Genomic DNA, 10,705 nt, shown 5'->3' with positions numbered 1-10,705 from the left:
CTGTATCTCCTGGTTTAAATCATTTTTCTTAACCACCCACATGGTATTCAATAAATTGGGAGAATCCCGCACATCGGATACTCGTTCTAACATGGCATCCATACCTCTGATAAGTTCATTCCTGGCAGTTTGCAGAATATCAGTATTACTAAGGAAAAATATAGAGTTTGTAGTCTTTACATATTCCGATCTTACTATTGATTCTTCGATTTCAGGATATTCTAACCATAAGTCGTATCCTTCGGAAGTTTGTGAATTGGAATGGAGAATAGTAAAAAAAATGATTACATAAAATAGTCTTAAGTGAGCAGAAGAAATATTGATATTTATGCAGAGGAGAGCGATATGCAATTTTGAATTCATTGTTCGGATTTAGTTCAGGCTGGGAGTATTTAACTTATTTGGGAGGGTATTCCTTTATTCTTCCTCTTCCTTCAAATCTTCCATTGGCAATTCATTCACAACATCATCATCTATAATGTCATCATCTTCCAGGTCATGATCTTCCATGGCCGCGACCAGACGTTTACTGACTTTTACCAGATATATAGTATCATCCGTCCTTACTTCAACGCATTCCACTATTTCGTTTAATGCGTTTTTAAAAGTGATAATATCATCATCATCATATCCATCGGGGTATTTAGTAACAAGAAGATCCAGGATGTCCTTATTTAACTTTTTAAAATCTACGATTACACGTCGCATGACTAAGTCTTTTTATCAAATTAAATTACAAATTTAATTGATACGCCAAGTGCAAAATATTAACTATATCATGCCTGGCTCTTAAAAGTCTCTAAACATAAAATTTTTTAAAGTTAAATAAAATGAAATGGCTGCTAAAGCTTGGTTGAATCTTCTTCATCCGTTTCTTTGTGGAAAATCAAATCCTGCTCTTCCATAGCCAAAACAACAAGTTCTATATAATCGTCTATTACACTTTTAATATTTGAAGGGTCTGTAATATCTATAATACCTCGCCAAATGAGCTCGCGTTCTTTGCCAACACAGATACAGTATAGCGAAGTCTCTGCATGATAGACCTTATACTCATCATAATAATTCTCATCATAATAAATATCCTGATGTGATAAATAATCGTCTTTGAATTTATCGTGATACCTATTTATATCTGTCATTTCTTTTCTAAAGCTCTCTTTGTTTTCTGAGCCCAGAATTTTAGTAAATAAAATGGCATCAAAGTCTTTATCCAGGAGAGACTGTTCTACTTCATCAAGTTCTTCTTCAGACCTTTCAGAATCTGTAAATTCAACATCAAATACATCCAAACTGCGCATGGCTTCCACGCCCCTATTTGAAAAATGTTTCTTCATTTTAGTTTCGAATTCTTTCTGAGCTTTAGAATTAGAGGTCATCCCCACAATTAGTACTTTGTTAGCATCGAAAATTACAATGTCGGGATTTTTCCAATTATCGACCAATTCCGCGGAGGAGCATCCCATGAATAATAATGCAACTAAAATAAGTGCTTTGTTCATTTGCTTTACTTAATTTAATAATCGTTTTTGTTTCTCCTTCTTCAGTACACTTGAAACTAAATCAAAAAGTTTGGTTTTAATTTCCATGTATTCTTCTTTGTAATGATCTATGTCATTGGTCAATTCTCTGTGGGTATCCCGGTAAACCTTTTCCATCTCTATTTGATCAACATCATCAATCATTATTTCCAATTTATTTTCATGAGCCTGAACCTCCTTCATAAATGAAATTGTTTGCTTCTCCAAATCAGTAAGAGCGGTCACAATTGCTTTACTTTTTCCAAAAATTTTTGAATCAACCAATTGTAGCGTATAGTGTTTTATCAGATTGTTCAAAAACAACTGTTCATCTTTCATAAATCTTAATTCCGATAGCCATATTAGGCTTGTTCTGTGCATCTCTTCTGGATCTATCCATTCAATATAACGATGCGTGTTTTCTTTAATTTTCATTTTGTTAAATTTTATAATAGCGAATATTCAAACTTCATTGGTATTAATATCCATAATTTAAATCCTTTAAAATATTGTCTAGGAATATGTATTATGTGATTTCAATTTAGTTTTTTATAAAACCAAAAGAAATGATAATTATCAGGTAGCTATTGTGCCGGTTAGGATCAATTTTCGTCGGGTCTTCTTTTTTTTAAAATACCGCCCGCATAATTGAATATCTCCGACTTTAGGATTTGAAACTTCTGTAAACAATTTGCCACATTGGCTTTTAATTGCTCATGTTCCATATGAAAATTATCATCACTTTTGTTGTTTTTGCATTCAATAGACCCTCCCAGATTACTTTCATGCTTTACTATAAGTTTTTGTACAGCAGTCTTATCATTTTTAATCTGTTTCAGCCGCTCAAGATAGTCCTGTAAACGCTCAAACAAATTGGCTGTATTGGGCTCAAATACATAAGAGTGAAGAAGTTGTTCTATAAATAATAACTCATCATCCATTAAGAAAAATGAAGATTTCCATTTCTGTGTATCTAAATGTAATTTTTGCAGAGTATCCAGTTTATTATTTTCTGTTTGATTTTCCATGATTTTGAATCCCATTTCTTTTAAAACTACCCCTGGTCTGAATTACGAGCAATGATAATAATCATGTGATTGTTAAAAAATAAGTTCAACCGTTTCAAATATTTCAGGAATATACACATGCCATTTATATACATCTGCAATTTTAATTTTAAATTCTAGTAGGGCTTCCTGCTCTCCATGAATCAAAAAAACACGCTCCGGAATATTTTTAATAGAATCCATCCAGTCTATTAACTCTTTTTGATCTGCATGGGCTGATAAGCTTTCTTCGTGATGAATACTGGCTTTCACTGCATAGTATTTTCCAAAAATCTTAAGCTCCTGAACCCCTTCCAAAAGTGCTCTTCCTCGTGTTCCATCAGCCATATAACCAACCAATAAAACATTAGTATTCGGATTATCTACCAATTGTTGTAAATAAGTGAGAATTCTTCCACCTGATACCATTCCGCTTCCGGCAATAACAATTTTTGGTCTGGGATCGTCTATAGTTTCCCATGTTTGTCTGTAGGAGTCTATAATATTTACGTGGGCACACATCGCCTTATATTCCTTTGGAGATAACTTATGCCAATTTGGGAAACGTTCGAATATGGAAAGTACGTTGTTGCCCATAGGGCTATCAATAAAAATGGGAATATTTGGTATTTTATTCTTCATATAAAGCTTCCAGAATAAATACATCAGAGATTGCAGACGTTCTACAGCAAAAGAAGGGATGAGCAGGTTTCCTCTTTCATATAATGTTTTATTGACCAGGGCAACCAATCTATCCTCCACATTATCTTGTGGGTGCAATTTATTGCCATAGGTACTTTCAATAAAAAGAAAATCGGCCCACTCAGGTTTAACCGGTGGATCTAACAAAATATCATTTGGCCTCCCTACATCTCCGGAAAAAACAAAACGTTTTCCGGAAATTTCTATTTCGATAAAAGTTGAACCAATTATATGCCCGTTATACCTGAATCTATACCGGATATTTTCAGAAAGTTGTGTCCATTGGTTTATTTCTTCATCTCTAAACAGCGCTATGGCATTTTCTGCATCCTGTATGTTATAAAGTGGCAGCGCTGGCCTATGCTTACTATACCCCTCCTTATTTGCTAATTCTGCTTCTTCCTCATTTATCTTTGCACTATCGAGCAATATTATTTTTGTTATTGCAAGTGTAGGGGCAGTTCCTATAATTTTACCTTTAAATCCGTCCCTTACCAATCTGGGTAAATAACCCGTATGATCAAGGTGACCATGTGTTAATAAAACAACATCTATTGAGTCTGCCAAAAAAGGCAATGGTTCCCAATTAGATCTTCTAAGGTCCTTCCTGCCCTGAAACATTCCACAATCTATGAGAATGTTTTGCTCATCCGTTTCAAGACAAAATTTAGATCCTGTGACCGTACCCGAAGCCCCTAAAAAATGAACCTTAACCATTAAATTAGATGTTGCAAAGCTTGCCAACTTCGTTGAGAATTTTGGTTTTCCTTATATCTGAGACGCCTAAATGGTCGAGATAAAAACTATCTTTTAATAATTGACGACATAGGACTACATCACGACTTAACAAAAATTGTTTCTCTCTTTTGGTCAAAAGTGTTGAAACCGTTATGGGATATAAACCCAGTCTGTCTATTCGATCCTTTAAACCATCGCCTTTCGGATAATCCCAACTCAGAAGATAAAGCCCCATGCAATTACCATATATTTTGGCATCTTTCGTAAAACGTGTATTGGTAACTACCCAGCATTCATCTGGCTCTTTAATATTGGAAATATCTTTAAACCCCGAATTTTTTATATCCTGATATCTGGAATATATATATAATGGAATCTTAACATTACAATTGCGACCTTGTTCTCCATGAAATTTGCATTCAATAATTATGATAGATCCGTTTTTTTCGGAAATCACATCTATTTCATGGCTCACGCATTTCCCTGTAACAGTCTTGCCAACCTGAATTTTGTATCCCGAATATGTTAATACAGCACCTAAAAACCTTTCAAACGGAAAACCTGTTGGACCCAACTCATATATGGCCTTTTTAAGTTTATATTTTGAAGCGAGAACCGGTTTATTGCGTCTTAAAAAACTATAGGCCCGATTATATAATTCTTTGGTTGTGATTCCATCATATAATTCATCCTTTACAAGAGTCAAAATTTGAGAAATAATTTTATCGTCTGCCCCGCTTCGTTTCAGCGACGAGCGTAACTTCTCTTCTGAGAATAACACTTTGTCACCCGAAGCCTTAACTATAAGAAAATCTTCATTTGCCATTATAAGCGATAATTGAGATGGTCTCCATAGATTTATAAAATCTTAAACTCTGCTTTTTTTATTAAAAAATTCCCTGACCAGGGCTTTGACCTGATTTTCGGTCATACTATCTACCTTCTCTACTGTCTTAACTTTTAGGGCCAGGTTTTTATAGTTTTCATCTAATTCCTTATAAAATTTGGCATTCGTATCTGCAGGACCAAAAATTGCCACAGCCTCAGCATCTTCTATTGTCTTGGCCAATTCCTTAAAGTACAATTTCAATTGATGTTTCTCTCTTTCCAGATATTTGCTATCCTGTACCACATCCTGAGGGCCCCATTTAGTCTTAGATCTCGCTCCGCCTTTTGGGTGAAAGAACTCAATCTCTGAAGTAATAGTTCTGAAACTTACATCTTCATTTTTTATGGTAACCAAATGTGCTTTTTCCTTATCTAACCATATTCCTATTTTCTTCATGTGCTTATTATTATGAATTAATGTTGAGTTCGGGTAGCAGAATTATAATGACTTCATAAAGCTAATCCCAAATTATAATTTGTCATATGACGTTAATCAGTCTGTAAATGGGAGAATAAGAAAGGGAATATTGATATTGAAACTTACTTTCTCAAGAACCGGTTCACGGGTTAATTTCTCTAAAAAACCATGCTGGTAATGAATCATCACCAGCATATCTATACCCAATTCGTCAATAAAATCTGTTATTGCCCTTGTTTTATTGGCAAAATCAGGCATCCAATGAATAGAATGTCTTATATCTCCCAAATACTCTCTAAGGGTATATAAATTCGACTTCTGAGCCGGGTTTAGTCTTTCTTCTTCATTTATATGAACAATACAAACAGACGAATCACAATTTGTAGCTAAGGTTAGAAGAGGTTGCAACAATTTAGCATTATAATTCCTTTTATAGTCTGTTGCAAAAGCAATCTCTCCAGGCAATACAAATTCCTTTTCCCCTGGTATGGTTAATATTGGACAATCCTTAATAGCGTTTATGGATTTGATCACATTACTAGCTAAAAAAATAGATTTGGCCCCGGTCTTCCCCTTATTACCCATAACAACAAGATCTGCATTTGTTTCTTTAATAGCTTGCTGCAGCGCATCAATTAGATTTTCATTTTTTGAATGAATCCCAAAATGATGTTTACCATTGGCCGTATCCAGATTAATCCTATGTAAAAAAGATTTTAAACCCTCCAGAGACTCCTCTCCCAGTTGTTGCAACAAACTTAAGTTTCGCCCTGCAGCCTGTGAATTACTTTTTAGCGGGGTATACTCAGTATAAGCATTGAGAATATGGAATGAACATTTATGATTTTTAAACAATTGGGTGGTGTAAAAAAGTGCATTGTAAGCATTGTTTGAAAAATCTGTGGCTATAAGAATATTTTTCATTGAATTTTCAGATTTACATTACGGAATGACCATAAATGGGATGCTAACATGAAACCCTATTTTCTTAATAACTGGCTCTATAAAAAGACTTTCCAAAAAGGTGTGCTTGTTCTTTATCATGGCCAACATATTCATCTTGTTTTTTAATTGGAAATTATTTATTCCTGTTATGATTTCCTGATTTGGGAGGTCATGGAACAAATGAGGGATTTTTTCTAATATTTTTTCCAATTTGACCTTATTTTGCAATTGAAGATCGGTCAGATCATAGCCGCTAGAAATATGAATGACCTGAATACTGGAATTATGAATTTTCGATAAATTAAGAAGACCCGCTAATTGTCCTTCACTGTACTCAACTTCATAGTCGGTTGGAAAGAGTATTTCTTTGGGTATTTCATATTTAAAATCTGCAGGAATTGCAATCACCGGGCAGGTAGCTTTTTTAATAACATGCACCGTATGTGTGCCCAGAAAGATTTCTTTTGCACCGGTTGCTCCCTGAGTACCCATTATGACCAAATCAGCTTCTTCACTGGCAACCATTGCAGATACCTCATCAACAAGGATATTGAAAGCAGAATGTGGTATTATAATGTGTTTTGGATTCTTGAACTCTTTTTCAAGTTGTTTTTTCAGTTCTTCAAGTTGATTTATAGATTCCGATTGGTAAATATCTCCCAGGCCAATTTGACCGGGGCTGTGCAACAAATATTCCGTTTGGTAAATTGCCGGAGTATACGTATTCAAAAGATAAAAAGTTGCCTCCTCATTCTTTAAGAGGTTCATAGCATAAGAGATAGCATTATATGCGTTATAGGAAAAATCGGTAGGAAGAATTATTTTTTTCATCGGTACATATTTTAAATGTTAACGGGACAGATTTTGTAAAACCAAAAATGGGATTTTTATGTGTAACCCTATTTTTTCAATAGTGGATTGATGCAACATTTGCTCAAGATGTGAATGTCTGGAATTGACCATTACCAGCAGGTCTATTTCTTTATGGACAATATATTTTGTGATGGCAATGGTTTTATCTTTCCCTTCTGTTGTTTCAAAAAACAAGTTGGCCTTGTACAAACATTCTTTTAAAAATCGCATATTGTCTTCCTGTCGAAGCGAAAGCTTCTTATTAGAATCTATATAAAGCATATGAATAGATGACCTAAAGGAACCTGTTAGTTCGCACAAAAGTTTTAATTCCCTCCTTTTGTGAGGCACTAAATAATCTGAAGGAAACAAAAGTTCTTTTGGCTGATGGTATTTGTAATTTTCGGGAATGGCCAGTACAGGGCATTGTACGTATTTCAAAACCTGGATAGTCTTACTTCCGAAGGTTATTGTTCTATCATTAGTTTCACCCCTTGTGCCCATTACCACAATATCCGCATTCTCTATATTAATAAGATCATTGATCTCATCTGTAAGCGTTCCAAAAGCCGAAATTGATTTGAATTTATGTCTTGGATTTGGCGAATACTCAAATATGTTCTTTATAATTTTTGCCAGTTTTTTTTCAGAATCCTTATAGGTTACCTCCTTTAACTCATCTAACTTACTTCGCACTACCTCCTGGTCTTTTTGGTATACCTCATCTGCATAAGCGTGTAGAATAAAAAAGTCACATCTTGTGTACTTGAATATTTGACAGGCATATTTTAGTGCATTAAATGCATTTTTAGAAAAATCTGTGGGCACTACAACTTTCCTCATATCCAATTTATCTTTATAACCGCTCTAAAATTAATACTAAGCAAGACAAGAAACCATGACATTAATCAGTTACTGAATTCTATAACTTTTCTAAATTAGCAATACCTAATTATCAGAAAATGAAACAAAATTTCGAAAAATTAACCGCTGGCAATATTCCTGTTCTTGTAGATTTTTATGCAGATTGGTGTGGGCCCTGCAAAATGTTGGGGCCTATCCTTAAACAGGTAAAAGAAGAATTGGGAGATAAAATCAAAATTATAAAGATTGATGTGGATAAAAATCAATCCATTGCTTCTAAATATCAGGTAAGGGGTGTTCCAACAATGCTGTTATTCAAGGATAAAAAGCAAGTATGGAGACAATCAGGCGTTTTGCCAAAAGATCAAATAATTACTATTATCGATTCCTTCAGGTAATTATATCAAAACCAGAAGATTGTGTTCCAGCATATCTTTTTTTCTGATAATTAAAAGAACTTATTGATGTAGTAATTTTAACCATTCATCACTCATGCAATACCAAAAATGGAATATCTGTATGGTAACTAATTTCTTCTACGGCTGGTCTAAAAAGAATTCGTTGAAAAAAGTTTAGATTTTTAGCCACCATAGCTACCAGATCTATATCTCTGCTTTCAACAAAACACTGAATAGCAGTTTCCAATTTGGAACCGGTTAATGAATGGAAACTATGGTCAATCCCTCTTAGATAATCGTGTAAAAAATCTTTATTACTCAGTTGCTCATCACTCAGCATTTCACCTTTTTTAGAAATATGGACAACTCTTAATATAGAATTGTTCATTGTGGCCATCTCAATTAAATTATCCAAGACTTTAATATCGTAAGCGATATGAAAATCTGTTGGGAAGGCTATTTCCTTTGGTGTTTTATAAGTAGAATTTTCCGGCACTGCCAGTAAAGGACATTTTACCCTAGTAATCACATCGCCAGTATTGCTTCCCATTGAAACTTTTTTAAGTCCGGTTGCGCCTTTAGTGCCCATGATAATCAGGTCAATCTTTTTGTCTTCCACTGCTCTCTTTATGCTATCTACAAAAAAATCATACTTTGCCATGGAAACATAAGAATGTAATTCATTTTTATGATGTTCTTCAATATAATTCAAAAGTTTTTTAAGGTCTTTTTTGCTCTCAGTCAAAACGGTTTCCCTAATCATTATCGAGGTGCCCTTAACTGAAGACCCAGCACCTGAATATGGTGGGATTGGGTTGATGTGAAGGATGTGAAAAATACATTTGGTTTTTTTAAATAATTCGAGCCCGTAATTAATTGCATTACGAGAATTTTCGGAAAAATCTGTCGGGATTAAAATACGTTGCATTGCAGTCTGATTTGTTAAAGGATAAAACTACGATCACCAAATGAACCATAAAATGATTATCATCATGTACACTAACTTTTCATCATCAAAAATTCAATAGGGAATCTTTCGTAACCGATCCATATCTAAAATTTTAATATCTCTATCTTTAATCTCAATTATACCTTCTTTCTTAAATGCAGATAGAGTTCTAATAAGAGTTTCAGTAGCCATTCCGGCAACACTTGCAAGGTCACTCCTTAAGACGTGAATATTTCCAGCTTCATCCTCCTCCAACTTTTCGGCAAATTTAAGTAAGGTAGACGCAGTTTTTTTTCGCACAGAACCATATGCCATCTGCAACAACTGCTCTTTGATCTGAGAAAGGTTTTCCGACAAAAGTTGCAACAACTCCATTACCAATTCCCCATTATGCTCCAAAACCATTTTTAATTTATCCTTGTGAAGGCCAATTAAGACAGAATCCTCCATAGCAGAGGCATATTCCTGGTATGGAATATTCTTAGTGAAACTGGTAAACCCGAAAAAATCATCTGCTTTGTAAATTCCGGTGATCAGCTCCTTCCCCTGCTCATCAAGTTTATGAGTTTTGGCATTCCCCTTTATTACCAGATACACCAAATTTGAGTTATCGCCCTCCCTGTAAATTGAATCCCCCAAATTAAACCTGAATTCCTCGCCGTTGTCATCAATAAAATTCTTCAGCTGATGAATACTCTTAACTTTGGCTTCACTTGCTAAATCATCGTATAATTTTTCTTGTTGTGCTTCTTTAAGAATACTGGACTTGGCTATCCTACTCTCAATAGCACCAATAAGTTCAGATTCTTCAAATGGTTTAGTCAGGTAGTCATCCGCACCCATATCCATACCATGCCTAACATCCTTTCGTTCTGTTTTAGCAGAGAGAAATATAAAAGGAATTGACTTTGTCCTATTATCTTCAGACAGGGCGGTAAAAACACCATATCCATCTAATTTTGGCATCATTATATCGCATATAATAACGTCCGGGAGACTGGTTTTGGCAACCAATACTCCCTTTTCCCCGTCAGGAGCGGTAAGGACTTTGTAATTTGCTAATTCCAATAATTCGGCTGTATTCTCCCTTAAAGCAGTGTCATCTTCAATTAATAAAACCTTTTTAATCATAATAGCAGTTATTACGGTTTAAAACAAAATTAGCTAGAATTCTTCGCGATTGCCATGAAGAGGCAGTTCTACCGTGAATTTGCTCCCCTTGTTTTCCACACTTTTAAAGCTAATATTCCCTCCCAGATTCTCAACATGCGATTTTACAATATTCAGGCCTATACCGGTACCTTGAGTCAGCAGTACATTGTCTGCCCTAAAGTAAAGGTTAAATATATGCTTTTGGTCTTCTTTCGGAATACCAATGCCTTTGT

General features: G+C 34.7%; 15 protein-coding genes. 1 reads left to right on the top strand and 14 read right to left on the bottom strand.

Translation table 11 applies throughout. The annotated features are described in order from the left end of the window. The 11 genes from WBN20_RS04590 to WBN20_RS04540 all read right to left on the bottom strand — a co-directional run. Positions 1-363: alpha-glucuronidase family glycosyl hydrolase (locus WBN20_RS04590; protein WP_424280864.1), on the bottom strand; the 363-nt coding region annotated here is incomplete at its 3' end. A gap of 54 nt (positions 364-417) precedes the next feature. Beyond that, positions 418-708 (bottom strand): hypothetical protein, encoded by a 291-nt coding sequence (locus WBN20_RS04585; protein ID WP_424271799.1) that lies wholly within the window; start codon positions 706-708, stop codon positions 418-420. A 134-nt stretch (positions 709-842) separates the two neighbouring features. Next, on the bottom strand, positions 843-1,502 hold the full coding sequence (locus tag WBN20_RS04580; protein WP_424280863.1) for a hypothetical protein: 660 nt from the start codon (positions 1,500-1,502) through the stop codon (positions 843-845). A 9-nt stretch (positions 1,503-1,511) separates the two neighbouring features. Next, a complete protein-coding gene (locus WBN20_RS04575) occupies positions 1,512-1,955 on the bottom strand; it encodes a hypothetical protein (protein ID WP_424274212.1) in 444 nt (147 codons plus the stop codon). A 167-nt stretch (positions 1,956-2,122) separates the two neighbouring features. After that, positions 2,123-2,548, bottom strand: coding sequence for a hypothetical protein (locus WBN20_RS04570; RefSeq protein ID WP_424271802.1), 426 nt, complete (start codon positions 2,546-2,548; stop codon positions 2,123-2,125). A 72-nt stretch (positions 2,549-2,620) separates the two neighbouring features. Next, positions 2,621-3,985, bottom strand: a complete 1,365-nt coding sequence (locus WBN20_RS04565; protein WP_424280862.1) for an MBL fold metallo-hydrolase RNA specificity domain-containing protein — start codon at positions 3,983-3,985, stop codon at positions 2,621-2,623. Between the two features lie 4 nt (positions 3,986-3,989). Then, positions 3,990-4,832, bottom strand: a complete 843-nt coding sequence (locus tag WBN20_RS04560; protein ID WP_424280861.1) for an ATP cone domain-containing protein — start codon at positions 4,830-4,832, stop codon at positions 3,990-3,992. Between the two features lie 42 nt (positions 4,833-4,874). Next, positions 4,875-5,291, bottom strand: coding sequence for a hypothetical protein (locus tag WBN20_RS04555; RefSeq protein ID WP_424271804.1), 417 nt, complete (start codon positions 5,289-5,291; stop codon positions 4,875-4,877). A 96-nt stretch (positions 5,292-5,387) separates the two neighbouring features. After that, positions 5,388-6,236 (bottom strand): universal stress protein, encoded by an 849-nt coding sequence (locus WBN20_RS04550; protein ID WP_424280860.1) that lies wholly within the window; start codon positions 6,234-6,236, stop codon positions 5,388-5,390. 18 nt (positions 6,237-6,254) lie between these two features. Further along, entirely contained in the window at positions 6,255-7,088 is an 834-nt protein-coding gene (locus tag WBN20_RS04545) for a universal stress protein (RefSeq protein WP_424274215.1), read from the bottom strand. A gap of 18 nt (positions 7,089-7,106) precedes the next feature. Next, positions 7,107-7,952 (bottom strand): universal stress protein, encoded by an 846-nt coding sequence (locus WBN20_RS04540; RefSeq protein ID WP_424272584.1) that lies wholly within the window; start codon positions 7,950-7,952, stop codon positions 7,107-7,109. A 119-nt stretch (positions 7,953-8,071) separates the two neighbouring features. Here WBN20_RS04540 and trxA point away from each other — a divergent pair, with 119 nt between their 5' ends. Further along, positions 8,072-8,371 carry a thioredoxin gene (trxA, locus tag WBN20_RS04535; protein WP_424272583.1) on the top strand — a complete coding sequence of 100 codons (300 nt, stop codon included), beginning with the start codon at positions 8,072-8,074 and terminating at the stop codon, positions 8,369-8,371. Between the two features lie 88 nt (positions 8,372-8,459). Here the strand turns inward: trxA and WBN20_RS04530 are convergent, their stop codons facing one another. From WBN20_RS04530 to WBN20_RS04520, 3 genes are all read right to left on the bottom strand, one after another. Next, positions 8,460-9,299, bottom strand: coding sequence for a universal stress protein (locus WBN20_RS04530; protein ID WP_424274217.1), 840 nt, complete (start codon positions 9,297-9,299; stop codon positions 8,460-8,462). Positions 9,300-9,392: 93 nt separating this feature from the next. Next, positions 9,393-10,448, bottom strand: coding sequence for a response regulator (locus tag WBN20_RS04525; RefSeq protein WP_424272586.1), 1,056 nt, complete (start codon positions 10,446-10,448; stop codon positions 9,393-9,395). 36 nt (positions 10,449-10,484) lie between these two features. Continuing rightward, positions 10,485-10,705 (bottom strand): sensor histidine kinase (locus WBN20_RS04520; RefSeq protein WP_424280859.1); only part of this gene is annotated, 221 nt, incomplete at its 5' end.

The organism is Eudoraea sp. (assembly GCF_049665975.1).
Classification (GTDB): Bacteria; Bacteroidota; Bacteroidia; order Flavobacteriales; family Flavobacteriaceae; genus Eudoraea.
This window is presented reverse-complemented; position numbering and strand designations above follow the sequence as displayed.

Bases quoted from the DNA above. Each gene is read 5' to 3' on its own strand.
- WBN20_RS04585 (WP_424271799.1), bottom strand. From the start codon at position 708: ATGCGACGTGTAATCGTAGATTTTAAAAAGTTAAATAAGGACATCCTG.
- WBN20_RS04580 (WP_424280863.1), bottom strand. From the start codon at position 1,502: ATGAACAAAGCACTTATTTTAGTTGCATTATTATTCATGGGATGCTCC.
- WBN20_RS04575 (WP_424274212.1), bottom strand. From the start codon at position 1,955: ATGAAAATTAAAGAAAACACGCATCGTTATATTGAATGGATAGATCCA.
- WBN20_RS04570 (WP_424271802.1), bottom strand. From the start codon at position 2,548: ATGGAAAATCAAACAGAAAATAATAAACTGGATACTCTGCAAAAATTA.
- WBN20_RS04565 (WP_424280862.1), bottom strand. From the start codon at position 3,985: ATGGTTAAGGTTCATTTTTTAGGGGCTTCGGGTACGGTCACAGGATCT.
- WBN20_RS04560 (WP_424280861.1), bottom strand. From the start codon at position 4,832: ATGGCAAATGAAGATTTTCTTATAGTTAAGGCTTCGGGTGACAAAGTG.
- WBN20_RS04555 (WP_424271804.1), bottom strand. From the start codon at position 5,291: ATGAAGAAAATAGGAATATGGTTAGATAAGGAAAAAGCACATTTGGTT.
- WBN20_RS04550 (WP_424280860.1), bottom strand. From the start codon at position 6,236: ATGAAAAATATTCTTATAGCCACAGATTTTTCAAACAATGCTTACAAT.
- WBN20_RS04545 (WP_424274215.1), bottom strand. From the start codon at position 7,088: ATGAAAAAAATAATTCTTCCTACCGATTTTTCCTATAACGCATATAAT.
- WBN20_RS04540 (WP_424272584.1), bottom strand. From the start codon at position 7,952: ATGAGGAAAGTTGTAGTGCCCACAGATTTTTCTAAAAATGCATTTAAT.
- trxA (WP_424272583.1), top strand. From the start codon at position 8,072: ATGAAACAAAATTTCGAAAAATTAACCGCTGGCAATATTCCTGTTCTT.
- WBN20_RS04530 (WP_424274217.1), bottom strand. From the start codon at position 9,299: ATGCAACGTATTTTAATCCCGACAGATTTTTCCGAAAATTCTCGTAAT.